The sequence below is a fragment of the Mycobacterium ahvazicum genome, assembly GCF_900176255.2.
GTDB lineage: Bacteria > Actinomycetota > Actinomycetes > Mycobacteriales > Mycobacteriaceae > Mycobacterium > Mycobacterium ahvazicum.
Window position 1 is genome coordinate 823,793 of sequence record NZ_FXEG02000005.1, and the last position, 23,562, is coordinate 847,354.

Annotated in this window: 26 protein-coding genes and 1 pseudogene; 6 read left to right on the top strand and 21 right to left on the bottom strand. The window is 67.2% G+C overall.

Annotated elements, in window-relative coordinates; translation table 11 throughout:
* Window positions 1-6 precede the first annotated feature (6 nt).
* A complete protein-coding gene (gene carD, locus MAAFP003_RS25060) occupies window positions 7-495 on the bottom strand; it encodes an RNA polymerase-binding transcription factor CarD (RefSeq protein ID WP_007166539.1) in 489 nt (162 codons plus the stop codon).
* Window positions 496-808: 313 nt separating this feature from the next.
* Between carD and MAAFP003_RS25065 the strand changes: the two genes are divergently transcribed.
* The 3 genes from MAAFP003_RS25065 to disA are packed head-to-tail and all read left to right on the top strand — an operon-like array spanning window position 809 to window position 3,923.
* The gene (locus MAAFP003_RS25065; RefSeq protein WP_423790941.1) at window positions 809-1,363 is read left to right on the top strand and encodes a copper chaperone PCu(A)C domain-containing protein; all 555 of its coding nucleotides are present in this window, start codon (window positions 809-811) and stop codon (window positions 1,361-1,363) included.
* Between the two features lie 50 nt (window positions 1,364-1,413).
* Window positions 1,414-2,823 (top strand): DNA repair protein RadA, encoded by a 1,410-nt coding sequence (gene radA / locus MAAFP003_RS25070; protein WP_096290333.1) that lies wholly within the window; start codon window positions 1,414-1,416, stop codon window positions 2,821-2,823.
* A gap of 26 nt (window positions 2,824-2,849) precedes the next feature.
* Window positions 2,850-3,923 carry a DNA integrity scanning diadenylate cyclase DisA gene (gene disA, locus MAAFP003_RS25075; protein WP_096290334.1) on the top strand — a complete coding sequence of 358 codons (1,074 nt, stop codon included), beginning with the start codon at window positions 2,850-2,852 and terminating at the stop codon, window positions 3,921-3,923.
* On the opposite strand, the gene MAAFP003_RS25080 is transcribed toward disA, so the two are convergent.
* Window positions 3,924-4,730, bottom strand: coding sequence for a hypothetical protein (locus tag MAAFP003_RS25080; protein ID WP_096291401.1), 807 nt, complete (start codon window positions 4,728-4,730; stop codon window positions 3,924-3,926). It lies immediately after the preceding gene.
* 125 nt (window positions 4,731-4,855) lie between these two features.
* Entirely contained in the window at window positions 4,856-5,473 is a 618-nt protein-coding gene (locus MAAFP003_RS25085; RefSeq protein WP_096290335.1) for a carbonic anhydrase, read from the bottom strand.
* 30 nt (window positions 5,474-5,503) lie between these two features.
* Here MAAFP003_RS25085 and MAAFP003_RS25090 point away from each other — a divergent pair, with 30 nt between their 5' ends.
* Complete coding sequence (locus MAAFP003_RS25090) at window positions 5,504-6,388, top strand: HhH-GPD family protein (protein WP_096291402.1); 885 nt, start codon at window positions 5,504-5,506, stop codon at window positions 6,386-6,388.
* On the opposite strand, the gene MAAFP003_RS25095 is transcribed toward MAAFP003_RS25090, so the two are convergent.
* The gene (locus MAAFP003_RS25095; protein WP_096290336.1) at window positions 6,371-7,126 is read right to left on the bottom strand and encodes an alpha/beta fold hydrolase; all 756 of its coding nucleotides are present in this window, start codon (window positions 7,124-7,126) and stop codon (window positions 6,371-6,373) included. The genes MAAFP003_RS25090 and MAAFP003_RS25095 overlap by 18 nt on opposite strands.
* Window positions 7,127-7,190: 64 nt before the next feature.
* Between MAAFP003_RS25095 and mhuD the strand changes: the two genes are divergently transcribed.
* Both mhuD and MAAFP003_RS25105 read left to right on the top strand, forming a co-directional pair.
* On the top strand, window positions 7,191-7,511 hold the full coding sequence (gene mhuD / locus MAAFP003_RS25100; protein ID WP_096290337.1) for a mycobilin-forming heme oxygenase MhuD: 321 nt from the start codon (window positions 7,191-7,193) through the stop codon (window positions 7,509-7,511).
* Window positions 7,474-8,850, top strand: a complete 1,377-nt coding sequence (locus MAAFP003_RS25105; RefSeq protein ID WP_423790942.1) for a serine hydrolase — start codon at window positions 7,474-7,476, stop codon at window positions 8,848-8,850. Before mhuD ends, MAAFP003_RS25105 begins: the two co-directional genes overlap by 38 nt.
* Here MAAFP003_RS25105 and MAAFP003_RS25110 read toward each other — a convergent pair whose 3' ends face one another.
* The 17 genes and pseudogenes from MAAFP003_RS25110 to folE all read right to left on the bottom strand — a co-directional run bounded on the left by MAAFP003_RS25110 (window position 8,851) and on the right by folE (window position 23,555).
* Window positions 8,851-9,402 (bottom strand): histidine phosphatase family protein, encoded by a 552-nt coding sequence (locus tag MAAFP003_RS25110; RefSeq protein ID WP_096290338.1) that lies wholly within the window; start codon window positions 9,400-9,402, stop codon window positions 8,851-8,853.
* The gene (locus MAAFP003_RS25115) at window positions 9,399-10,202 is read right to left on the bottom strand and encodes a CbtA family protein (RefSeq protein ID WP_096290339.1); all 804 of its coding nucleotides are present in this window, start codon (window positions 10,200-10,202) and stop codon (window positions 9,399-9,401) included. Before MAAFP003_RS25115 ends, MAAFP003_RS25110 begins: the two co-directional genes overlap by 4 nt.
* Before the next feature lie 6 nt (window positions 10,203-10,208).
* Entirely contained in the window at window positions 10,209-10,418 is a 210-nt protein-coding gene (locus tag MAAFP003_RS25120; RefSeq protein WP_096290340.1) for a CbtB domain-containing protein, read from the bottom strand.
* Between the two features lie 163 nt (window positions 10,419-10,581).
* A pseudogene (locus tag MAAFP003_RS25125) lies at window positions 10,582-10,868 on the bottom strand (YbjQ family protein); the annotation flags it as partial.
* 108 nt (window positions 10,869-10,976) lie between these two features.
* A complete protein-coding gene (gene clpC1 / locus MAAFP003_RS25130; RefSeq protein WP_096290341.1) occupies window positions 10,977-13,511 on the bottom strand; it encodes an ATP-dependent protease ATP-binding subunit ClpC in 2,535 nt (844 codons plus the stop codon).
* Between the two features lie 295 nt (window positions 13,512-13,806).
* Window positions 13,807-14,124, bottom strand: a complete 318-nt coding sequence (gene lsr2 / locus MAAFP003_RS25135; protein ID WP_096290342.1) for a histone-like nucleoid-structuring protein Lsr2 — start codon at window positions 14,122-14,124, stop codon at window positions 13,807-13,809.
* 118 nt (window positions 14,125-14,242) lie between these two features.
* Window positions 14,243-15,742 (bottom strand): lysine--tRNA ligase, encoded by a 1,500-nt coding sequence (gene lysS, locus MAAFP003_RS25140; RefSeq protein ID WP_096290343.1) that lies wholly within the window; start codon window positions 15,740-15,742, stop codon window positions 14,243-14,245.
* 115 nt (window positions 15,743-15,857) lie between these two features.
* Window positions 15,858-16,673 (bottom strand): type III pantothenate kinase, encoded by an 816-nt coding sequence (locus tag MAAFP003_RS25145; RefSeq protein WP_096290344.1) that lies wholly within the window; start codon window positions 16,671-16,673, stop codon window positions 15,858-15,860.
* A 2-nt stretch (window positions 16,674-16,675) separates the two neighbouring features.
* Window positions 16,676-17,095 (bottom strand): aspartate 1-decarboxylase, encoded by a 420-nt coding sequence (panD, locus tag MAAFP003_RS25150; protein ID WP_096290345.1) that lies wholly within the window; start codon window positions 17,093-17,095, stop codon window positions 16,676-16,678.
* Window positions 17,095-18,024: a pantoate--beta-alanine ligase gene (gene panC, locus MAAFP003_RS25155; RefSeq protein WP_096291404.1), complete on the bottom strand. Its 930-nt coding sequence runs from the start codon at window positions 18,022-18,024 to the stop codon at window positions 17,095-17,097. Before panC ends, panD begins: the two co-directional genes overlap by 1 nt.
* Window positions 18,025-18,029: 5 nt before the next feature.
* On the bottom strand, window positions 18,030-18,941 hold the full coding sequence (locus MAAFP003_RS25160) for a Rossmann-like and DUF2520 domain-containing protein (protein WP_096290346.1): 912 nt from the start codon (window positions 18,939-18,941) through the stop codon (window positions 18,030-18,032).
* A 116-nt stretch (window positions 18,942-19,057) separates the two neighbouring features.
* Window positions 19,058-20,503: a DUF6779 domain-containing protein gene (locus tag MAAFP003_RS25165; RefSeq protein WP_096291405.1), complete on the bottom strand. Its 1,446-nt coding sequence runs from the start codon at window positions 20,501-20,503 to the stop codon at window positions 19,058-19,060.
* A 142-nt stretch (window positions 20,504-20,645) separates the two neighbouring features.
* Window positions 20,646-21,125 carry a DUF3180 domain-containing protein gene (locus tag MAAFP003_RS25170; protein ID WP_096290347.1) on the bottom strand — a complete coding sequence of 160 codons (480 nt, stop codon included), beginning with the start codon at window positions 21,123-21,125 and terminating at the stop codon, window positions 20,646-20,648.
* Window positions 21,125-21,664 carry a 2-amino-4-hydroxy-6-hydroxymethyldihydropteridine diphosphokinase gene (gene folK / locus MAAFP003_RS25175; protein ID WP_096290348.1) on the bottom strand — a complete coding sequence of 180 codons (540 nt, stop codon included), beginning with the start codon at window positions 21,662-21,664 and terminating at the stop codon, window positions 21,125-21,127. Before folK ends, MAAFP003_RS25170 begins: the two co-directional genes overlap by 1 nt.
* A 52-nt stretch (window positions 21,665-21,716) precedes the next feature.
* Window positions 21,717-22,115 (bottom strand): dihydroneopterin aldolase, encoded by a 399-nt coding sequence (folB, locus tag MAAFP003_RS25180; RefSeq protein ID WP_096290349.1) that lies wholly within the window; start codon window positions 22,113-22,115, stop codon window positions 21,717-21,719.
* Complete coding sequence (gene folP / locus MAAFP003_RS25185; RefSeq protein ID WP_096290350.1) at window positions 22,108-22,950, bottom strand: dihydropteroate synthase; 843 nt, start codon at window positions 22,948-22,950, stop codon at window positions 22,108-22,110. Before folP ends, folB begins: the two co-directional genes overlap by 8 nt.
* A complete protein-coding gene (folE, locus tag MAAFP003_RS25190) occupies window positions 22,947-23,555 on the bottom strand; it encodes a GTP cyclohydrolase I FolE (RefSeq protein WP_096290351.1) in 609 nt (202 codons plus the stop codon). The genes folP and folE overlap by 4 nt, the downstream gene beginning before the upstream one ends.
* Window positions 23,556-23,562 lie beyond the last annotated feature (7 nt).

Below are 23,562 nucleotides of genomic sequence, written 5' to 3' on the forward strand. Positions count from 1 at the left end.
GGGCCTTCAGGAAGCTGCGGCCAAAACCTCGTCGAGAATGGTCTCCGCCTTGGCGTCGTCGGTGCTCTCAGCAAGCGCCAACTCACCGACCAGAATCTGGCGGGCCTTGGCCAGCATGCGCTTTTCACCCGCGGACAGGCCGCGTTCCTGGTCGCGACGCCACAGGTCGCGGACAACTTCGGCGACCTTGTTGACGTCGCCGGAAGCAAGCTTTTCGAGGTTGGCCTTGTAACGCCGTGACCAGTTGGTGGGCTCTTCCGTGTGGGGAGCGCGCAACACCTGGAAGACCTTGTCCAGGCCTTCTTGTCCGACCACATCGCGCACGCCGACGTACTCGGCGTTGTCGGCGGGAACTCGAACGGTCAGGTCACCCTGCGCAACTTTCAAGACGAGATACTCTTTTTGCTCCCCTTTGATGGTGCGGGTTTCGATCGCCTCGACTAACGCAGCACCGTGGTGTGGATATACAACGGTGTCGCCGACCTTGAAGATCATCAGATTCGAGCCCCTTTCGTTACTTCAGTCTAACACGGTGGTCCAACACACGCGTAGCAACGGTGCAGGTCAGGGGCACAACGCGCGCGGAATAGGGGTTGACAGACGGACGAAGACGTGCAATAGAACACACTAGCAACGCCTGGTCCTGGCCTCGGCAGTGCCCTGCCAGTGCCCGGGCTGCGGTCGCTGCGGTGCTGGTCTTGCTACCTGCGCTACCGCTTAAACGTCGTTCCTACTACTGTGCATAGTTGCACGCGTCATCGTGCCGCGACTTGCTCTGAACAGCCAGACCGAGCCCAGGAGGCATCGAGTGAACCGCTTCAAGACCAGCCTCGCGGTCGGCCTTCGCACCCGAGTCGTCCTCGCCGGCCTGGCCGCTCTGGTAGCCACCGCGCTCACCGGCTGTGGCGCCGGACAGATCTCGCAGATGGCCACCCAGGAGCCCGCAATCAACGGCAACAAGGTCACATTCAACAACGTGGCACTGCGCGATATCCGCATCCAGGCCGTGCAGACCGGCGACTACCTGCGCCCGGGTAAGAACGTGGATTTGGTGCTGGTAGCGGTGAATCAGTCTCCTGATGTCGAGGACCGGCTGCTGGGCATCACCAGTGACATCGGCACCGTGACCGTGACCGGCGACGCTCGCCTGCCCGCCAGCGGCATGCTGTTCATCGGCACGCCGGAAGGCCAGCGGGTCGCGCCGGGCCCGCTCAACCCCAACAGCGCGGCCAAGGCCACCGTCAACCTGGCCAAGCCCATCACCAACGGCCTGGCCTATAACTTCACCTTCACCTTCGAAAAGGCGGGCCAAGCCAGCGTGCAGGTGCCGATTTCGGCCGGGATGGCTCCGCCGGAGGTCTGAACGGCCGTGTCACGCCGGGACTTGTCGGCGCGGGCGGATACCGTCATGACGTGGCTAATGCGCGCTCGCAATACCGTTGCTCGGAGTGCCAACACGTCACCGCCAAATGGTTTGGCCGCTGCGGAGAATGCGGCACCTGGGGCACCGTCGATGAGGTGACCGTGCTCAGCGCGGTGGGCGGGCGTCGCTCGCAAAACCGGACGTCGCAGGCCGTTCCGATCAGTTCTGTCGAAGCGGGCACCAGCCACCACCGTGCGACGGGCATCGACGAACTCGACCGCGTACTCGGTGGTGGCGTGGTGCCCGGCTCGGTCACGCTGCTGGCCGGCGATCCGGGCGTCGGCAAATCGACGTTGCTGCTCAAGGTCGCCCACCTGTGGGCGCAGTCCGGGCGGCGGGCGCTGTACATCTCCGGCGAGGAGTCCGCGGGCCAGATCAGGCTGCGCGCGGACCGCATCGATTGCGGCAGCGACGAGCTCTACCTGGCCGCCGAATCCGACGTGCACACGGTGCTCGAGCACATGGCGACGGTCAAGCCCGCGCTGGTGATCGTCGACTCGGTGCAGACCATGTCCACCGCCGAGTCCGACGGCGTCGCCGGCGGAGTCACGCAGGTGCGCGCCGTGACGGCGGCGCTGACCGCCGCGGCCAAGTCCAACGGCGTGGCACTGATCCTCGTCGGCCACGTCACCAAGGACGGCGCGATCGCCGGCCCGCGCTCGCTGGAACACCTCGTCGACGTCGTTCTGCATTTCGAGGGCGACCGCAACGGCTCGCTGCGGATGGTTCGCGGCATCAAGAACCGATTCGGCGGCGCCGACGAAGTCGGGTGTTTCCTGTTGCACGACAACGGAATCGAGGGTGTTGCCGACCCGTCCAACCTGTTCTTGGATCAACGGCCCGCCCCGGTGCCCGGCACCGCGATCACGGTCGCCCTCGACGGCAAACGGCCGCTGATCGGCGAAGTCCAGGCGCTGCTGGCCACGCCGAACGCCGGCTCACCGCGCCGCGCGGTCAGCGGGATCGACCACTCCCGCGCCGCGATGATCACCGCCGTGCTGGAAAAGCACGCCAAGCTGCCGCTGGCCGCCAACGACATCTACCTGTCCACGGTGGGCGGCATGCGGCTGACCGATCCGTCCTCAGACCTCGCCGTCGCGATCGCGCTGGCGTCAGCCCTGGCCGACCTGCCGCTGCCCACCACCGCGGTGATGATCGGCGAGGTCGGCCTGGCGGGTGATCTGCGCCGGGTCAGCGGCATGGACCGGCGCCTGGGCGAGGCCGCTCGGCAGGGGTTCAGCATCGCGCTGATTCCGCCGGGATGTGACGCCGTTCCGCGGGGCATGCGAGCACTGACCGCACCCAACATCGGGGCGGCGCTGCAGCACATGATCGACGTCGCCCACGACCGCGCCGCCGAGCCCGCGGGACCCAAACGGCTATACATTGCGACGCCATAAGCCCTGGCGTAGCAGAATGACAGGCTGTGACGCGTCCGACGCTGCGTGAAACAGTCGCCCGCCTGGCACCGGGCACCGGGCTCCGGGACGGCCTGGAGCGCATTCTGCGCGGCCGTACCGGTGCGCTGATTGTGCTCGGCAACGACGAGAACGTCGAGGCCATCTGCGACGGCGGCTTCGCCCTGGATGTCCGATACGCCCCGACGCGACTGCGCGAGCTGGCCAAGATGGACGGCGCCGTCGTGTTGTCCACCGACGGCAGCCGCATCGTGCGGGCCAACGTGCAGCTGGTTCCCGATCCGTCGATACCCACCGACGAGTCGGGCACCCGGCACCGCTCGGCGGAACGCGCGGCGATCCAGACCGGGCACCCGGTGATCTCGGTCAGCCATTCGATGAACATCGTCACCGTCTATGTCGGCGGGGAGCGTCACGTGCTGGCCGATTCCGCGACCATCCTGTCGCGGGCCAACCAGGCCATCGCAACCCTGGAGCGCTACAAGACCCGCCTCGACGAGGTCAGCCGGTTGCTCTCACGGGCCGAGATCGAAGACTTCGTCACGCTGCGCGACGTGATGACGGTGGTGCAGCGGCTCGAGCTGGTCCGCCGCATCGGGCTGGTGATCGACTACGACGTCGTCGAACTGGGCACCGACGGACGGCAGCTGCGGCTACAGCTCGAGGAGCTGCTGGGCGGCAATGACACCGACCGGGAATTGATCGTGCGCGACTACCACGCCAGCCCCGAGCCGCTGTCCGATGCGCAGATGATCGCGACACTGGACGAGCTGGACGCGTTGTCGGACACCGAGCTGCTCGAAATTACCTCGCTGGCAAAGGTTTTCGGTTATCCGACGACGACGGAGGCGCAGGATTCGGCGCTGAGCCCCCGTGGCTACCGCGCGATGGCCGGTATCCCCCGGCTGCAGTTCGCCCACGTCGACCTGTTGGTCCGCAACTTCGGGACGCTGCAGGGTCTGCTGGCGGCCAGCGCCAACGACCTGCAATCGGTCGACGGCATCGGCTCGATGTGGGCCCGCCATGTGCGGGAAGGGCTGTCGCAGTTGGCGGAGTCGACGATCGCCGACCCGCTCAACTGACTAGCCGGCGGGCGACGGACCGGGAGCAGCCCCGGGCGGAGCCTCGGGCTGGGGCACCGCCGGCTGACCCGGCACCGGCCCCGGCGGGGGCGGCGGCTGGTTCAGAATGAACGGCACCGCGATCGAGCGCAGGTTGCCCAGTTGCACGACGAGGTTGTAGGTGCCCGGGCCGATCGCCGGCCGCGGCAGCGGGCAGTGCGGCGAGGAACCCATCCCCGTCCAGGTCACCGCCGTCGTCACCTGCTCGCCCGGCGTGAAGGTCTTGACCAGGGTCTCGTTGGACGGCGCGCAGTCCAGGTTGGACCACAGCCGCTTGTTGTCCAGCGAGTAGACGTAGGCGGCCAGGACAGCGGCGCCGACGTCGCGCTTGCAGGCCACCAGGCCGATGTTGGTGACGACCATTGTGAACTTCGGCTGGTCACCGATGAAGTACTGGGGGGCGTTCGTCAGCCCCTTGACGGCAAGCGTCGAGTCCGGGCAGTCGTCGCCCTCCTTGAGCACCGGCGGCGGCTGCACCGCGGCGGTCGGCGTCGGGGCCTCGGGGTTTTGCCCCTGCGCGGGCGGGACCGGGGTGACGCCCTCCTGCCCCGGCGGGGGCGGCGCTTGCGGCGGTGGTGCTGCCGGGGTGCTTTGGCCCGGCCCGGCCTTGTTCACGCTGGCGGGCTTGGCGCCCGCGCTGTTGCCCATAAAGGCGATGACAATGGCGACAGCGATGCCGATCACGACGACCGCGATCCCCAGGGCCAGCCCCCTGCGCCGCCAATAGATCTCCGTGGGTAGCGGGCCACGCGGTTCCAGATCCAGCACGGTCACACCATAAGTCCAGGTCACACCGATTTGCCCGACCCGGCCCGGCGTGTCGCGATGTTAGCTGGCCTTGGATCGTGTTAGGCCCCTGTTCGCGGCCTTGTGATGAGGGCGTCAGCGGCCCGTTATTCGCCGATGTCGCCGATGTGGTCGACCAACGCCGCGCGCCCGTCGGCGAGGTGGTAGGTAACCCCGGCCAGCGCCAGGGTGCCCGCCGACACCCGCTCCGCGATGGCCGCGGAACGCGAGGTGAGCTGGGCCAACGTCTCGCTGACGTGCCGCGCCTCGAATTCGTCGACGCGGCTCAGGCCGTCGCGCCGGCCGATCAGGATCGACGGCGCGACCCGCTCCACCACGTCGCGCACGAAGCCGGCCGGGATCGCCCCGTCATCGACCGCGCCGATCGCGGCCTTGACGGCGCCGCAGCTGTCGTGGCCGAGGACGACGATCAACGGGACGTCGAGCACCGACACCGCGAACTCGATGGACCCGAGCACCGCCGAGTCGATGGCCTGTCCGGCGGTGCGAACCACGAACATATCGCCCAGGCCCTGGTCGAAGATGAGCTCGGCGGCCACCCGACTGTCGGAACAACCGAACACAACCGCCGTGGGTTTTTGACCCGCGGCCAGGCTGGCGCGATGCTCGACGCTCTGGCTGGGGTGCGCGGGCTGACCGGCAACGAATCGCTCGTTACCCTCTTTGAGTGCTTTCCATGCGGATACCGGATTCGAGTTGGGCATGGGAGACATTCTGGCGTGCCGCGGGCGCCGATGACTAGCCAGGGGCAAATCCCGGCGGATGAACTTCTGGGGTGGTACGAGCGCTCGCGCCGCGATCTGCCCTGGCGGGAACCGGGTGTGGACGCGTGGCAGATCCTGGTCAGCGAGTTCATGCTGCAACAGACTCCGGTGGCCCGGGTGCTGCCGATCTGGACGGACTGGGTGCGCCGCTGGCCCACTCCGTCGGCGACCGCCGCGGCCAGCGCGGCCGACGTGCTGCGGGCCTGGGGCAAGCTGGGCTACCCGCGGCGGGCCAAGCGGCTGCACGAATGTGCGATCGTCATCGCGCGCGATCACGGCGACGTCGTCCCCGATGACGTCGAAACCCTGTTGGAACTACCGGGTATCGGCACCTACACGGCGCGAGCCGTGGCGTGCTTCGCCTACCGCAAGCGGGTGCCGGTGGTTGACACCAATGTGCGACGGGTGGTCGCCCGAGCCGTGCACGGCCTGGCCGACGCCGGTCCGGCGTCGACCACCCGCGATCTTGCCGACGTCGCGGCGCTGTTGCCGGATGACGCTACGGCCCCGCAGTTTTCGGTAGCACTGATGGAACTGGGTGCAACGGTGTGCATTGCGCGCACGCCGCGCTGCGGGTTGTGTCCGCTCGAGCACTGCGCGTGGCGGCAAGCCGGCTTTCCTCCCGCACAGGGGCCGGCCCGCCGCATCCAGACGTATGCCGGAACGGATCGTCAAGTTCGCGGCCGGTTGTTGGATATCTTGCGCGCCAACGACTCTCCGGTCACTCGAGCAGAGCTGGATGTGGCGTGGCTCACCGATACCGCCCAACGCGACCGGGCGTTGTATTCGCTGCTTGCCGACGGCCTGGTCACACAGACGCGCGACGGCCGGTTCGGATTAGCCGGCGAGGAATGACTCGACCGCGTGACGGTAGACATCGGGCGCTTCGTCGTGAATCAGATGGCCTGCTTCGGGAACCGCTAAATACGTCGCGGCCAAATGCTTTTCGCACATATCGCGCATCTGGCCGGGCGGCGTGACGGAGTTGCCGGCCTCGAGCAGCAACGCCGGCGCCCGGACCGCCAGCCAATGCTCCCAGTAGTCCCGGGTGCCCCATTCGGCGGCGATCTCGATCCATCTCGAGGTGTGACCGTGCAGCCGCCAACCGGTGTCGGTGCGGTCGAAGGCCTCCAGAAAATACCGGCCGGCAACCGGCCCGAATTCGTTGTAAACCTGTTCGGCGGTGCCGAATTCGACGGGGAGCGCATGCAGCCACGGCTCCCACGGACCCGTGGTGCGGCCGCGAAAGTCAGGCGCCATGTCCTCGAGCACCAGCGCCGAAACCAGTTCGGGGCGTTGGGCGGCCAGACACCAGGAGTGCAGTGCCCCCATCGAATGTCCCACCAGCCGCACCGGCGTCGCCAATGTGGTGATCGCGTCGCCGAGGTCGGCCACGAAGCGTTCGGTGCTGATCGGGTGCGGGTCCGCCACGTCGCGGCCGCGATGCCACGGCGCATCGTAGGTGTAGACGGTGCCCAACCGGGTCATCCATGGCAGCTGGCGCGACCAGGTGGTGCCGCGACCCATCAGGCCGTGCACCAGTATCAACGGCTCGCCTCGCCCGCCCTGGCAGGTCAACAGATCGGTGGGCATAGCACCATCTTGCGTGGCCCGCCCAGGAGCAGGACAGGGCAGGGGGCGGGGTAGCCTGGCGAACATGCCGCCAGTGGTGAAGATCAACGCAATTGAAGTGCCCGCCGACGCTGGCCCTGAGCTGGAAAAGCGCTTCGCCCACCGCGCCCACGCGGTGGACAACCAGCCCGGCTTCCTCGGCTTTCAGCTACTGCGCCCGGTAAAGGGCGAGAACCGCTACTTCGTCGTGACACACTGGGAGTCCGATGAAGCATTCCAGGCGTGGGCAAATGGGCCCGCCGTCGAAGCCCATGCTGGTCAGCGCGCCAACCCGGTGGCGACCGGTGCGTCGCTGCTGGAATTCGAGGTTGTCATGGACGTTGCGGGGAGCAAGACGACTGAATAGGCGACACCCCGCACACCGACGCGCGCTGGCCGTGACGGCGGCCGCCGCGCTGGTCGCCACCCTGGCTCCGGGTTGCTCGCCTTCGCCGTCACCGCAGGCGAACGCGGCCAATCCGGGACGGGCGATCGACACCCGGACACCCCCGGGACTACGGGCCCAGCAGACCGTCGACATGCTCAACTCCGACTGGCCGATCGGCCCGATCGGAGTGCGCACGCTTGCCGCGCCCGACGAGGTGGACTCGGTCGAAAAGACCATGGAAGAACTCTGGTGGGATCGCCCTTTCACTTTGGATGGGGTAGACATCAGCGCCAGCGTCGCCACGCTGCACCTCACCTCGTCTTACGGAGCGCGGCAAGACATCCGGATCCACACCGACGACATCGGCCGGGTTGATCGATTCGAGCTCGACACGTTGTCCCCGACGATCACCTCATGGCATGACATCGATGCGACGCTGAGCAAGACCGGTGCGCGGTACTCCTACCAGGTCGCCAAGGTCGATGACGGCCACTGCGATCCCGTGATGGGAACCAATACCGTTGAATCTCTGCCGCTGGCATCGATTTTCAAGTTGTACGTGCTGCACGCCCTGGCCGGCGCGGTGCGCAACCACACGGTGTCCTGGGACGATCAGCTGACCGTTACCGACAAGAGCAAGGCGGTGGGCTCTTCGGGCCTGGGACTTGCTCCCGGCGACCATGTTTCGGTGCGCACCGCGGCCGAGAAGATGATCGCCAACAGCGACAACATGGCCACCGACCTGCTGATCGAACGATTAGGCAAGCACGCCATCGAATCCGCGCTCGCCACGGCAGGCCATCACGATCCGGCCAGCATGACGCCGTTCCCCACGATGTACGAGCTGTTCTCAATCGGTTGGGGCGAGCCGGATCTGCGCAGCCAGTGGCAGAACGCGACCCCGCAGGTCCGCGCCCAGCTGCTGGCGCAGGCGAATTCCGCTCCCTACCAACCTGATCCGGCTCGTGCCCATACCCCGGCCTCGGCCTCCGGAGCGGAGTGGTACGGCAGCGCCGAGGACATCTGCCGGGTGCACGCCGCGCTGCAGGCCGACGCCGTCGGCGAGGCCGCACCCGTCAAGCAGATCCTGTCGGCCGTGTCGGGTATCCAGCTGGACCGAAATGTGTGGCCGTACATCGGCGCGAAAGCCGGTGGGCTGCCGGGCGATCTGACCTTCAGCTGGTACGCCGTCGACAAGACGCAGCAGCCGTGGGTGGTCAGTTTCCAGCTGAACTGGCCCCGCGACCACGGCCCGAAGGTGACCGGCTGGATGCTGGGAGTGGCCAAGAAGACTTTCGCTCTGGTCGCGCCGCAGTAGTCACTGCAGCCGCAACGTCCACCGGCCGTTTCGATAGTGCATCGTCGTGCGGCTCAGCGGGGCAATGTCGATGCGCCAGAACGACTTCGGTGAGGTGTCGAGAGCCGTCAGGATCGCCGCGCGGATCACCCCGGGATGGGTGATCGCAACGGTCCGCGACGGGCCTTCGGTCAACGACGCCAGCCAGCCGGCGACCCGCTCGGTGAGCTCGACGATGGACTCGCCACCGTGCGGCGCCTGAGCCGGATCGTTGCGCCAGGCTTCCAGGTCGGCCGCGGGGACGGCTTCGAGGGTCTGTCCACGCCAACGCCCGCAATCGAGGTCGGCCAGCCGCGGCTCGGTCACCGCGTCCAGACCCAGCAGCTGCGCGGTCTGGCGCGCGCGCAGCTCGGGGCCGGCAATTTGCCGGGCGCCGCGAATGTCAAGGCCCGCAACGGCTTCGGCCTGTCGACGGCCAGCGTCGTTGAGCGGCTCGTCGGCTGCAAAGCGCACGGCCGCCATCGCATCGGTCATAGCGTGCGACACCATTACCAGCCGCACGACCTGCGTCAGACCGCGGCGCTCGATACCCGTCCGCTTTCTGCGCGCTCTGGAAGCAACCGCCCTGCCAGGGTCGCGAAGACCACGCCGATGCTCACCCAGAGCAACAGCTGCGTGCCCAGCGACAGCAACCTGAATTCGTAGAGGACATCAGCGGGAAAGCCGGGATAGACGATCGCGCCCGAGGCGTCGCGCAACGTTTCGGGCGTCTCGTCGACGGTGGGCAGCAGCACCATCACCACCGCGACGGCCACCAGGTATGCCCCGGCGGCGAGCAGCCGTCCGTTCCAGGCACCGAACCGGTCGGTCAACCGCCCGGCCAGCCATACCGCCGCGATCGCCAGCACCACCGACACCACCACCATCGCCAGGTACCAACCGGTGCGGACCCCGATCGTGTCGGACTGGCCGACGGCCGGCGGATTCGGCGGATATTTCACGAACGGAACCAGGTACACCGCCACGAACGCGCCGGCCGACAGAAGCAGCGAAAGCTGGCGTGGCGCAGGGCTTCCCGCACGACCTGTCAGGCGGGCATACACGACGCAGAACACCACCGCGAGCAATGCGCCCATCGCGAGACCGAAGATCAGCACCCCGAAACCGAGGCCGGGGTTGGCCTGCACGCCACGGGTGAACAGCTCGGCGCCATGTTCGTGCACGCCGTGGGCGTTCTCGGCGTCGGTTCGACCGTCCTCGAATTCGATCGCGCGGGCAATGACGGGTTCGGCACACACGCGGGCGAAGATGAAGGCCAGCACGGCGCCGATTGCGCCCGCCAGCAGCCCGCGTCCGATCAGACGCTTCTCCACGCCGGGTCAGTGGCAGGGGAAGCCGAGGAGATGACGCGCATCGTGCACGAATTCGTGCACATGCGTGTCGCTGCCGAACAGCGACACCGCGCCCTGATCGACACCGACGAAGTAAAGAGCCAATAACGCCAGGAAAGCGGTTGCCGCCAACCAGAGCGCGGCATGGGCCGCCGACAAATCAATCGAACGGGTGCCGGTCGTCTCGGAACTGGACACTGTTGACTCCTTCTGGGAATGACGCGTCCCACGTTGGTGACGGGTTCCGGGTCTGACTTTCTACAGTGGCGCGACCGTTCTGGAATTCCACCAGATTCCATAGCCCGTCGTAAAAACAGTTAACAGCCGTCAGTCTAAACGGACGGCACGATGGAACAAACAATCACTGCTGCGCGGGGCCGCCACCGTAGCCGAGCTGGCTGGCCGTGTATTTGGCCCCGTCGGTGACCGGCACCGCCTCGACAGCCGTGCCGTAGGCGCAGATCTCGGTCCAGACGTCGCCGATTTCGGTGGTGTCGAAGCGCATCGCGATGATGGCGTTGCCGCCGCGGTTGCGTGCCTCGGAAATCAGCCGGCCCTTGCTTGGTTTGGGGCCTCGTTGCGGCTTTCGGCCAGATCCTTGGTCATCCCCTGCAGCTCCGCGCCGAACATGGCCTTGAAGCCCGCGCCCTGGGAGATCATTGGTGGTGACGATCAGCACAGGTAAGCCCCTGAGCCCTCAGCACAGCAAACGGGTGGTTAGTCCGGTCAGAGACTAACCACCCGTTTGCGGTAGTGCTACTGGTTCTCAGGAGCGGCGTGCGCTCCGGCTTTCTGCAGCTCCGGCTCGGCCGGCGGCTTGCGGGTTCCGGTGAACGTGAACTTCGCGTCCTCGCCGGTGCCTTCGCCGTCCCAGTTGTCCACGTCGACGGTGACCACCTGGCCGGGGCCCACCTCGTCGAAGAGAATCTTCTCCGACAGCTGGTCCTCGATCTCGCGCTGGATGGTGCGCCGCAGCGGGCGAGCACCCAGCACCGGGTCGAAGCCGCGCTTGGCGAGCAACGACTTGGCCTTGTCGGTCAGCTCCAGAGCCATGTCCTTGGCCTTGAGCTGGGTTGCGACCCGGCCGATCATCAGGTCGACCATCTGGATGATCTCGTCGCGAGTCAGCTGGTGGAAGACGATGATGTCGTCGATGCGGTTGAGGAACTCCGGGCGGAAGTGCTTCTTCAGCTCGTCGTTGACCTTCTGCTTCATCCGCTCGTAGTCGTTCTCGCCGCCGCCCTGGGTGAAGCCCAGGCCGACGGGCTTGGAGATGTCCGACGTACCGAGGTTGGACGTGAAGATCAGCACGGTGTTCTTGAAGTCGACCGTGCGCCCCTGCCCGTCGGTCAGCCGGCCATCCTCGAGGACCTGCAACAGGCTGTTGTAGATCTCCTGGTGTGCCTTCTCGATCTCGTCGAACAGCACCACGGAGAACGGCTTGCGGCGCACCTTCTCGGTGAGCTGACCGCCCTCTTCGTAGCCGACGTATCCCGGCGGGGCACCGAACAACCGCGACGCGGTGAACCGGTCGTGGAACTCGCCCATGTCGATCTGGATGAGCGCGTCGTCGTCGCCGAACAGGAAGTTGGCCAGCGCCTTGGACAGCTCGGTCTTACCGACACCGGACGGGCCGGCGAAGATGAACGAACCGGACGGGCGCTTGGGGTCCTTCAACCCGGCGCGGGTGCGGCGGATCGCCTTGGAGACGGCCTTGACCGCATCCACCTGGCCGATGATCCGCTTGTGCAGCTCTTCCTCCATGCGCAGCAGGCGCGTGGTCTCGGCTTCGGTGAGCTTGAACACCGGGATGCCAGTCCAGTTACCCAGCACCTCGGCGATCTGCTCGTCGTCGACCTCGGCAACCACATCGAGATCACCTGAACGCCACTGCTTTTCGCGCTCGGTCCGCTGGGCGACCAGTTGCTTCTCCCGGTCGCGCAGGCTGGCGGCCTTCTCGAAGTCCTGGGCGTCGATCGCCGATTCCTTCTCCCGGCGCGCCTCGGCGATCTTCTCGTCGAACTCGCGCAGGTCTGGCGGCGCGGTCATCCGGCGGATGCGCATCCGGGCGCCCGCCTCGTCGATCAGGTCGATCGCCTTGTCCGGCAGGAACCGGTCGTTGATGTAGCGGTCGGCCAGTGTGGCGGCCGCGACCATCGCGGAATCGGTGATCGAAACCCGGTGGTGCGCCTCGTAGCGGTCGCGCAGCCCCTTCAGGATCTCGATGGTGTGCTCCACCGTCGGCTCGCCCACCTGCACGGGCTGGAAGCGGCGTTCCAGGGCGGCGTCCTTCTCGATGTACTTGCGGTACTCGTCGAGCGTGGTGGCGCCGATGGTCTGCAGCTCGCCGCGGGCCAGCTTCGGCTTGAGGATCGACGCCGCGTCGATCGCGCCCTCGGCGGCACCGGCACCCACCAGGGTGTGCAGCTCGTCGATGAACAGGATGATGTCGCCGCGGGTGTTGATCTCCTTGAGCACCTTCTTCAGGCGTTCCTCGAAGTCACCGCGGTAGCGGCTGCCGGCGACCAGCGACCCCAGGTCGAGGGTGTAGAGCTGCTTGTCCTTCAGCGTCTCGGGCACCTCGCCGTGCACGATGGCCTGCGCCAGGCCCTCGACGACGGCAGTCTTGCCGACGCCGGGCTCGCCGATTAGCACCGGGTTGTTCTTGGTGCGCCGGCTCAGCACCTGCATCACCCGCTCGATTTCCTTCTCGCGGCCGATGACGGGGTCCAGCTTGCCTTCCATCGCGGCAGCCGTCAGGTTGCGCCCGAACTGGTCGAGCACCAACGAGGTCGACGGGCTGCCGGACTCGCCACCGCGACCACCGGTCCCGGCCTCGGCGGCCTCCTTGCCCTGGTAGCCACTGAGCAGCTGAATCACCTGCTGGCGCACCCGGGTCAGCTCGGCACCCAGCTTGACCAGCACCTGCGCGGCCACGCCCTCGCCCTCACGGATCAGGCCCAGCAGGATGTGCTCGGTGCCGATGTAGTTGTGGCCCAGCTGCAGCGCCTCGCGCAGGCTGAGCTCGAGAACCTTCTTGGCACGCGGGGTGAACGGGATGTGCCCGGACGGAGCCTGCTGGCCCTGGCCGATGATCTCCTCGACCTGGCTGCGGACGCCCTCGAGCGAGATCCCAAGCGACTCCAGCGACTTCGCGGCGACGCCTTCACCTTCGTGAATCAGACCCAGCAGGATGTGCTCGGTGCCGATGTAGTTGTGGTTGAGCATCCGGGCCTCTTCTTGGGCCAGGACGACCACCCTGCGGGCACGGTCGGTAAATCTTTCGAACATCGGTGGTTACCTGCTCTCCCTCACCATCGGTACTTCATCGTTCTCGGCACAGGGGCCGCCACGCGTACCTGGTGTCCACTGTAATGGTCGGCCCGTCCGGGTTCTAACCTTGCGGTGCCTTGCCGTTCGGGCCTGGTCCGCTCCGTGGCGGGGAATCCCTGTCACGACGGAGCCATAGCTGGAGAAACGAGACTAACCATAAAATCGTTTCCCCCGAGCGCCGATGATCGTTTCGCCGCCAGCGAAAACAGAACCGGCGCCCAGGCCTTGCGACCGGGCGCCGGTTAACGCTTTGTTAGGTGGCCGCGTGGAATGCGTCGATCACGTCCGCCGGGATACGCCCGCGCGTCGACACGTTGTGTCCATTTCGGCGGGCCCATTCGCGGATCGCGGCGCTCTGCTCGCGGTCGATGCCGGAACGCCCCCGACGACGACCCCCGACGCGGCGGCCGGCTGCCACCCACTGCTTCAGATCACCGCGGAGTTTCGCCGCATTCTTCGTTGAAAGATCAATCTCATAGGTCACCCCGTCAAGCCCGAATTCGACGGTTTCGTCGGCGGCACCCGCACCGTCGAAATCGTCAACCAAGGTGACGGTGACTTTTTTCGCCATTAGCTTACCCTCGCGTTCTTCCTGAGCAGTTGCTGGGCAGTTTGGACCCACTCCCCGGTCACTAATCTGCCATATGAACGCAGCATACTCAATCTGAGCGCAACGCAGCGTTGGGCTTTCAGCTGGAGTGCGGTCGAACAATCGGGAACAAAACTGTCTCTCTAATTGACAGGCCGGTCAAAGTCATCAACAACCGGTCGATACCCATTCCCGTTCCGGTGGTTGGCGGCATCCCATACTCGAGCGCCGCGAGAAAGTCTTCATCAAGCACCATGGCCTCGTCGTCACCGGCCGCGGCGGCGCGCGCCTGTTCGGCGAATCGTTCGCGCTGCACGACCGGATCATTTAATTCGGAGTACCCGGTGGCCAGTTCCACTCCGCGCACATACAGATCCCACTTCTCGGTCACACCCGAGATGCTGCGGTGCTGTCGAGTCAAAGGTGTTGTCTCGACAGGGAAATCCTTGACGAACGTCGGCGCGGTCAGCGTATTACCCACCGCGTGCTCCCATAATTCTTCGACGAGCTTGCCGTGTCCGTAGCCGCGATCCTCGGGTATCTCGACTCCCAGCCGGTCCGCGATGGTCCACAGCCGCTCGACCGTGGTCTGCGGTGTGATCTCTTCACCGAGTGCCGCTGACAGCGACGGATACATTTGTATCGACGCCCATTCTCCGTCTATGTCGTAGACACTGCCATCTGGCAACGAGAGTTGTCGGGTACCGATCGCCTCGTCGGCCACCTCTTGAATAAGCTCTCGCGTGACGAGTGCCGAATCGTCATAGGTTCCGTACGTCTGGTACGTCTCCAACATCGAGAATTCCGGAGAATGCGTCGAATCAGAACCTTCGTTTCTGAAGACGCGATTTAGCTCGAAGACCTTGTCGAATCCACCGACGATGCATCGCTTGAGGAACAGTTCCGGTGCGATCCTCAGGTAGAGATCGATGTCAAGCGCATTGGAATGTGTGATGAACGGCCGAGCAGCGGCGCCACCCGCCAACGTCTGCAAGATTGGTGTTTCGACTTCGAGAAACCCACGCCGTTCCAGCGCGTTGCGTATGGCGCGGACAACGGCGATTCGCTGCCTTGCCACCTCGCGCGCTTGGGGGCGCACGATCAGGTCGACATAACGCTGCCGCACCCGCGATTCCTCGCTCATATCCTTGTGCGCGACGGGCAGCGGCCGCAGCGACTTGGCTGCGATCCGCCAGGAATCGGCAAGCACGGACAATTCGCCGCGTCGTGAGCTGATCACGTTGCCGTGCACATAGACGATGTCGCCGAGGTCGACATCGGCTTTCCACGCGTCCAGCGAATCCTGGCCGACCTTGTCCAGGCTGATCATTACCTGCAGCGTGGCGCCGTCACCGTCTTGCAGCGTCGCAAAACACAATTTGCCGGAATTGCGGGCGAAGATGACCCGTCCCGCCACACCGACGATGTCGTCGGTCGCGGTGTCGACCGCCAGGTCGGGGTATGCGGCGCGGACCTGTGCCAGCGTGTGGGTGCGTTCGATGGCCACCGGGTAGGGGTCATGCCCCTCGGCCAACAGACGAGCGCGCTTATCCCGGCGAATCCGGAACTGCTCGGGGAGGTCTTGATCGGCGGCACTCACGACGTGCCAGCTTAAATGACATCGCGGCGGGCCCGCCGCAGGTGTCGGGAGTGCGCTGGTGGCTTCGAGTGTGCTGCCAGGGCGCCGTACGCGCACACTCGCGGCTAGAGAAAAGTCAGCGTGCGGTTTTCAGCCGGCCGCGCTGGGCGTCGCGGTTGCGCTCGAAGACCAGTCGCAGCCCGTGCAGCGTCAGATGCCGGTCGTATTGGGCGACGGTCTGCAGCTCGGACAGCAGCAGCGGCGCGGTGTGGCCGGTCGCCACGATCACCACGTCGTCGCCGGAAAAGCCGTCGACGTCTTCGCGAATGCGCCCCACCAGGCCGTCGACCAGTCCGGCGAAACCGAACACCGCGCCGGCCTGCATGCACTCGACGGTGTTCTTGCCGACCACCGATCGGGGCCGGGACAGCTCGACCCGGCGCAGCGCGGCAGAGCGGGCCGCGGCGGCATCCGAGGAGACCTGTATTCCGGGCGCGATGGCGCCGCCGAGGAACTCGCCCTTGGCCGACACCACGTCCACACAGATCGACGATCCGAAGTCGACGACGATGCAGGGTTTACCGAATTTCTGAAAGGCCGCCAGGCAATTGACGATCCGGTCGGCGCCCACTTCTTTCGGATTGTCGACCAGCAGCGGGATCCCGGTCCGCACGCCGGGCTCGATCAGCACGTGCGGCACCGACGGCCAGTACTGGTCGAGCATGACCCGCACCTCGTGCAGCACCGACGGCACGGTGGACAGCGCCGCGGCCCCGGTCAACTGCTCGGAGTCGTCGCCGATCAGGCCGTCGATGGTCAGGGCTAGTTCGTCCGCGGTGACCTCGGACTCGGTGCGGATCCGCCACTGCTGCACGACTTTTGCGTGCTCCTTGGCGCCGGACAGCAGCCCGACGACGGTGTGCGTGTTGCGGACGTCGATCGCCAGCAGCACGGCTATCGCGCGCCCATCCGGGGATTGAGTAGTTCAGCCGCATTATCGGGCACGAATGCCGGGTCGCTGCCCAGGTCGATCTGCTTGTTATCGGCGTCGACGAAGACGATGCGCGGCTGGTAGGCACGCGCCTGCGCATCCTCCATCGTGCCGTAGGCGATCAGGATCACCAGGTCGCCGGGGTGCACGAGATGTGCTGCCGCACCGTTGATTCCAATGATGCCGGTGCCACGCTCGCCGGTGATCGCGTAGGTGACGAGGCGGGCGCCGTTGTCGATGTCCACGATGGTCACCTGTTCACCCTCGAGCAGGTCGGCCGCGTCCATCAGGTCGGCGTCGATCGTCACCGAGCCGACGTAGTGCAGATCAGCCTGCGTGACAGTGGCGCGGTGGATCTTCGATTTCAGCATCGTGCGAAACATCAATTCCTCCAAGGTGATTCAACATGCCCGTCCGGCCCCCCAGGGGTGCCGGCGAGATTACCGATTTGGATTGCAACGTTGTCCAGCAGTCTCGTGGTGCCCAGCCGGGCGGCGACCAGCAGCCGGCCGGCACCCCCGAGAGGATCCGGCCCCAGCTCGGTGCCGCGCAACACCAGGTAGTCGAGCGCGACGGAGGGCGCGGCGTCGAGCACCGCGCGGGCCGCGTCCAGCGCGGCCTGGACACCATGTGCCGCCGCGTGCGCCCCGGCTGTCAGCGCCGCCGAGAGGACCACGGCCAGTTCACGCTGCTCGCTGTCGAGGTAGCGATTGCGCGACGACATCGCCAGCCCGTCGGGTTCCCGGACGATCGGCACACCGACGATTTGCACGTCGACGTTCAGATCGGCAACCATCTGCCGGATCAGCACCAGTTGCTGGTAATCCTTCTCGCCGAAGAAAGCGCGGTCCGGGCGCACGATCTGCAGCAGCTTGCACACCACCGTCAGCATTCCCGCGAAATGCGTTGGTCGCGAAGCACCTTCGAGTTCGCCGGCCAACGGCCCGGGCTGCACCGTGGTGCGCATGCCGTCCGGATACATCGCCGCGGCGGTGGGGGCGAACACGATCTCGACGCCTTCACCGCGTAGTAGCTCCAGGTCGGCGTCGAGCGTGCGCGGGTAGGCGTCGAGGTCTTCCCCGGCACCGAACTGCAACGGATTCACGAAGATCGAAACCACCACCACCGAACCGGGCACCCGCTTGGCGGCGCGCACCAGGGCCAGATGCCCGTCGTGCAGTGCGCCCATCGTCGGCACCAGCATCACCCGGCGGCCGGTGTGGCGCAGCGCGCGGCTGACGTCCGATACCTCGCGTGGTGCCGAGTAGACGTTGAGTTTGCCGGGTGTGAAGGCCGGTGGCCGGACCGTCATCGCGTTCATCGCGCCAGCACCTCGAGGACGGCCTCGGGAGCGTGGGCGCGCTGCGCGGTGCGCAGTGCGTTGACCCGGTAGGCCTGGGCCAGTTCCGGATCCACCAGCGTGAGCGCGCGCAGATGGTCGGCGACCGCGGCGGCGTCACCGCGGGCGACCGGACCGGTGAGCGCGGCCTGCCCGCGCTGCAGCGTGTTCTCCAGCGCCGCCCGGGCCAGTGGGCCGACGATGCGTTCGGCGAGGCCCCCGGGCTGCTCGTCGATGGTTTGTTGCCCGAGCAGCTCGCTGCCCCGCAGCGCGGCCCGCAACGCGTCGAGCGCGTCGGCGAGCACGGCGACGATGTGGTTGCCCGCGTGAGCCAGGGCGGCGTGGTACAGGACGCGCGCCTGCTCGGGGACGCAGAACGGCTCGCCGCCCATCTCCAGCACCAGCGACTGGCCGATCGCCTGGCCGACCTCGTCGGTCGCGGTGATGCCGAAGCAGGTGTCGGGCAGCCGGCTGATGTCCTCGTCGGAGCCGGTGAACGTCATCGCCGGGTGAATCGCCAGCGGTATGCAGCCGTGCTGCGTCAGCGGCGCCAGAATCCCGACGCCGTTGGCTCCCGACGTGTGCACGACGATCGTGCCGGGCCGCACCGCGGAGGTGGCGGCCAGTCCGGACACCAGGCCGGCGAGTTCGCTGTCGGGAACCGCCAACAGCAGCAGTTCGGCCGCCGCTGCCACGTCGGGCGGGGAGGCCACCGTGGTGTCCGGCAATCGGTGGGCCGCCCGCTGGCGCGACGCGTGGGAGATCGCACTGCACGCCACCACGACGTGCTCAGCGCGCTCCAGCGCCACACCCAGGGCGGTACCCACCCGGCCAGCCGAAATGATCCCCACCTTGAGCCTGGCCGGGCGTAAACCGTCGAACTGCTCCATCGCAGACGACCTCACAATGTTGATTCGTTCGTTCCAGTCCCAGCTACCGGGTACCGGACGGTCATCAAGACTCTAGTCGATTCAGGACACGGCCCCAATGTGAGGAATGTCCCAGCTCAGCCTTCCCGACGCCGGCGCCGGCCACCGCCGGAGGGCTGCACCTGTAGCCGAGCCAGCAGGTCGGCAACCGACTGACCGCCGGTTTGCGGCCCTTCACCACCGCCTTCCGGGGCCTCGTCCGCGCCCAGGTGGCGGGGGGCCGGCTCCAGGTGTGGCGCGGGAGCCAGTCGCGGCGGCGGTGGCGCGCGCTCCAGGTGTGGCGCGGGAGCCAGTCGCGGCGGCGGTGGCGCGCCGTCGTTCTGGCCCTGCCGGGGGTGCGGCGGCGGGGGCGGTGCGGTCGCGGCGGCCGGGGGCGGCGGTGCGGCGGGCTCGTTTGTCGAGATGAAGTTCCGGACGCTGTAGTCGCGGTACTCCGCGGAGTGCCGCGAGCGGGCCCTACGACCGGATTCGCCACCCGGCGCCGGGGGTTCGTTCGACAACGGCGAACCGTCGGCCCGCTCGTCGGGGTCGGCATACCGGCGCCGGCGCCGGCCCGGCGGCGTGGCAGCGTCGGGTGCATCGGAGCCGGACCAGTTGGCGCCGACAGCGCCCGGGGGCAGCCAGAGCCCGTCGGCGTTGACCGGCTGCCAGTCCGGCACCAACCCGGGCGGCGGCTCGGGCGGCGGTACCGGCTGCCACTGCTGGGGCTCGAATCGCTGCTGCTCGGCCGAAGCCGCGGCGGGCATCGGCGGAGGCGCGAACGGGACCTCCTGCGGCGGCACATACCGCGGGGCCTCGGGATACTGGACCTGCTGCGGCGGCGGGTAGGACGCCTCTTGCTGGCCCTCGTAGGGGAACCGGGCCCGCTCCCGCGAGCGGGGCGGGAGCAGCGGTTCTTCGGGCACGTCGATGATCGCGGATTCGTCGGTGCGGGGTTCGGCCGAGCTGACCGAGTCGCCCTCCCGGACCGAGGTGACGCGATCGCTGGTCACCCAATCGACACCCGTACCTTCGCCATTGCGGTCCCAGTCGCTGTAGGCGCGGGCCGGCGGCGTGTCGGTTTCCAGGGTCTCCAGCGCGGGCCGCTGCTCGAGATCGGTGTCGAACAGGATTTCCAGGCTGGTCCGCAGCGCGGCCACTTCGGCACGCAGCGCGGCCAGATCGTCGGCGGCCTGGGCGCGTATCTCGGAGGCCAGCTCGCGCCGCAGCTGGGACTCGACGGTCAGCTCGTACTCCCGGCGGGCCGAGATCTCCCGATCCAGCTGCAGGTCATAGACCAGCTTCAGGTCGCGCACCCGCGACTGGTCGGCGTCGCTTTGCCGGCGGTACAGCACCGACACGAAGGCACCGGCGACGGCGGCCCACAGCGCCAGGATCACAGCGAGCTTGAGAAGTTCCACGCGATTGGTGAAAACCAGTGCGGAACTGGCGCCTATCGCGAGGACCAGCAACGTCGTCAAGAGCACCCACCCCGGCCTGCGGCCGCCGCGCCGTACCCGGGCGCCGCGGGACAGAACGGTCATGGCCTGACTGTACCTGTGCGACGTCATTGAGCGTGTCGCGCTACTCCGGCGATTCTCACCTGGGTTAATTCGTTGATTCATCGCCGTTAACGGCCCCGTGGTTCTGGGCCGGCCCCGGTGGTGGTCCGCAACCTCGGGCGCCCTAGCTTTCGGCCCCCTCGGCGTGGTCGGCCGGATCCGGTGGCGGGGACTTGCAGCAATGCTGCAGCCATAGCGCGGCGACCAACAGCGCCAGCGCGCTGACGGCCGCCACCACCGTTCCGGCGGTGTCCTCCGCGGCGACCCGCAACCACGATCGCCGCGGCAAGAAGAACACCAGGATCCCGATCCACCAACCCAGCACCAGGGCACCCACCCAGGCAGACGCCTTGGCGACCATCACGCTGCGGGCCACCGAAAGCGGGTGCAGCCAGCCGGGCCCGTCACCGATTTCCCCGTCGTTGACCTTGGCCCGCACGTAGCGCGCCCATAGCGCTTCGGCGATGGCGACGACCAGCAGTGACAGACCGGTCCACACGGTGATCGGCGGAAACCACCGAAACAGCACCTTGATCAGCAGATATCCCAGAAAAGCAGCGCCGACCACCGCGGCCGTCAGGTCACGTTTTCTGGTCGGGCCCATCAGCTCTTCGATTCTGGATCGGACGAGTGCTGGAGCGTGTGCCCCGACAACCGGACCGCCTGCTGATCGGCGGGGTCGAGTTCGGCCAGCAGCTCGGCGACGGGACGGAGCCCGCCGGCGACGGTGAGCACGGCATCCGGGTCGACGGCCAACCAGGGGACCAGCACGAAGGCCCGCAGATGGGCCAGCGGATGCGGCAGCGTCAGGTTGTTTTCGCGACTGAGCACTTCGCCGTCGGCCGTGTGACAGGCGATCAGGTCCACGTCCAGGGTGCGCGGACCCCAGCGCTCACCGCGGATCCGGCCCGCGGCCTGTTCGAACTCCTGGGCCCGGCGCAGCCAGCCCTGCCCGTCGAGGGCCGGGTCGTCGGCGATGAGCACCGCGTTGAGGAACGGGCCCTGCTCCGCCCGCCCCCACGGGGCGGTTTCGTACACCGGCGAGACAGCCAGCAGCGCGTCGCCGAGGCCGTCGACAACCGACTGCAGCCGTGCCAGCCGATCCCCGAGGTTGGAGCCGATGGACAGTACGACCGAGGTCATGAGCGCCGCTCCTTCTCATCGCTGCGCTCTGCATCGTCGCCGGCGCGCGTCATCACACACCGCCCGCCGGAACCACCGAACCACGCCCGCCGCGGCGCGATCGCCGAATTACCACCGCCACGTCGGCGAACTGCAGCTCGATCGGGGCATGCGGCTTGTGCACGGTGACCTCGACGGCGTGCACGCGTTCGTCGTCCATTACGAAGTCGGCGATCTCGGCGCCCACCGTCTCGATCAGGTTGCGCGACGGGCCCCCGACGATCGCGGCGGCCCGCTCGGCCAGGGCGACGTAGTCGTAGGTGTCGGCCAAGTCGTCGCTGGCGGCGGCGGCGGCCAGGTCGATCCACGCCACGATGTCGACGACGAACTCCTGCCCGCTTACCCGCTCGAATTCGTAAACTCCGTGCCGGCCATGAACTGTCAAGCCGCGCAACTCGATTCGGTCAGCCATCGCTCTGCGTCCGCTCCGTCCGGGTCCACGCGTCCACGACCTTGAGGGCGTCGACCGAGGCCCGTACGTCGTGCACTCGCACACCCCAGGCCCCGTGGAGGGCGGCCAGCGCGGAAATCACCGCGGTCGCCGTTTCGCGCCCGTCGGGCGGTCGCGGCACCCCATCCGATCCGGCCAACAGCGTACCGAGGAAGCGTTTGCGCGAGGCACCCAGGAGTACCGGCACCCCGGTGGCGACCAACTCGGGCAAAGCCCGCAGCAAGGCCCAATTGTGTTGTCCCGTCTTGGCGAATCCGAGCCCCGGGTCGATGACCAGCTTGGCCGGGTCGACGCCGGCGGCCACCGCGTCCTCGACGCCGGCCAGCAATTCCGAACGCACCTCGGCCACCACGTCGCGATACCGCGGGGCCTCGTGCGGACGGTCCGACGAGACCGATCGCCAGTGCATCAACACCCACCGCACCCCGGCTTCGGCCACCAGCGGTGCCATCGCGGGATCGGCGCGTCCACCGGAGACGTCGTTGACGATCCGCGCACCGTTCTCCAACGCCGCGCGCGCAACATCGGCGTGCATAGTGTCGATGCTAACTGTAATGCCTTGTGCTGCAAGCTCTTTGACGACCGGAACGACGCGGGAGCTCTCGATGCGGGGATCGATCCGGGTGGCACCGGGCCGGGTCGACTCCCCACCGACGTCGACGATGCCCGCGCCTTCGGCCGCCAACGCCAGGCCGTGGGCGACGGCGTTGTCAACGCAGAGGTAGCGCCCGCCGTCGGAGAAGGAGTCGTCAGTGACGTTCACAACCCCGACTACCTGCACAGGCGGCGAACTCACTTACGCAGGATGAGGTCGAGCGCTTCGGCCCGTGAGGCGGCATCTGTCTTGAATTGCCCGCGCACCGCCGAAGTGGTGGTGATGGCGCCGGGCTTGCGCACACCTCGCATTGCCATACACAGATGCTCGGCCTCCACCACGACGATCACCCCGCGCGGGTCGAGCCGATTCACCAGAGCGTCGGCGATCTGGCTGGTGAGCCGCTCTTGCACCTGCGGCCGCTTTGCGTAAAGGTCAACCAGCCGCGCGATTTTCGACAACCCGGTCACCCTGCCGTCCTGGCCGGGGATGTAGCCGACGTGGGCCACCCCGTGGAACGAGACCAGGTGATGCTCGCACGTGGAGTACAGCGGGATTTCCTTCACGATCACCAACTCGTCGTGATCTTCGTCGAACATGGTGTTCAGCACATCGGAGGGGTCGGTGTACAGACCGGAGAAGATCTCCCGGTATGCGCGCGCCACGCGGGCCGGAGTGTCCCGCAGCCCATCTCGATCGGGATCTTCGCCGATCGCGTACAGCAGCTCGCGGACTGCCGCCTCCGCACGTGCCTGGTCGAACGCCCGGACGCGATCCAACGCGGCGCGGGTATCCGGCAGCACCATCGAAATC

Excerpts from the sequence above, each read along its gene's own strand:
- folB (WP_096290349.1), bottom strand. The coding sequence starts at position 22,115 with ATGGCTGACCGAATCGAGTTGCGCGGCTTGACAGTTCATGGCCGGCAC.
- MAAFP003_RS25165 (WP_096291405.1), bottom strand. The coding sequence starts at position 20,503 with ATGACCGTTCTGTCCCGCGGCGCCCGGGTACGGCGCGGCGGCCGCAGG.
- MAAFP003_RS25095 (WP_096290336.1), bottom strand. The coding sequence starts at position 7,126 with ATGCCCACCGATCTGTTGACCTGCCAGGGCGGGCGAGGCGAGCCGTTG.
- clpC1 (WP_096290341.1), bottom strand. The coding sequence starts at position 13,511 with ATGTTCGAAAGATTTACCGACCGTGCCCGCAGGGTGGTCGTCCTGGCC.
- panD (WP_096290345.1), bottom strand. The coding sequence starts at position 17,095 with ATGTTTCGCACGATGCTGAAATCGAAGATCCACCGCGCCACTGTCACG.
- lsr2 (WP_096290342.1), bottom strand. The coding sequence starts at position 14,124 with ATGGCGAAAAAAGTCACCGTCACCTTGGTTGACGATTTCGACGGTGCG.
- MAAFP003_RS25090 (WP_096291402.1), top strand. The coding sequence starts at position 5,504 with ATGACTAGCCAGGGGCAAATCCCGGCGGATGAACTTCTGGGGTGGTAC.
- MAAFP003_RS25170 (WP_096290347.1), bottom strand. The coding sequence starts at position 21,125 with ATGGGCCCGACCAGAAAACGTGACCTGACGGCCGCGGTGGTCGGCGCT.
- MAAFP003_RS25160 (WP_096290346.1), bottom strand. The coding sequence starts at position 18,941 with ATGGAGCAGTTCGACGGTTTACGCCCGGCCAGGCTCAAGGTGGGGATC.
- MAAFP003_RS25085 (WP_096290335.1), bottom strand. The coding sequence starts at position 5,473 with ATGCCCAACTCGAATCCGGTATCCGCATGGAAAGCACTCAAAGAGGGT.
- carD (WP_007166539.1), bottom strand. The coding sequence starts at position 495 with ATGATCTTCAAGGTCGGCGACACCGTTGTATATCCACACCACGGTGCT.
- mhuD (WP_096290337.1), top strand. The coding sequence starts at position 7,191 with ATGCCGCCAGTGGTGAAGATCAACGCAATTGAAGTGCCCGCCGACGCT.
- folE (WP_096290351.1), bottom strand. The coding sequence starts at position 23,555 with ATGGTGCTGCCGGATACCCGCGCCGCGTTGGATCGCGTCCGGGCGTTC.
- folK (WP_096290348.1), bottom strand. The coding sequence starts at position 21,664 with ATGACCTCGGTCGTACTGTCCATCGGCTCCAACCTCGGGGATCGGCTG.
- panC (WP_096291404.1), bottom strand. The coding sequence starts at position 18,024 with ATGACGGTCCGGCCACCGGCCTTCACACCCGGCAAACTCAACGTCTAC.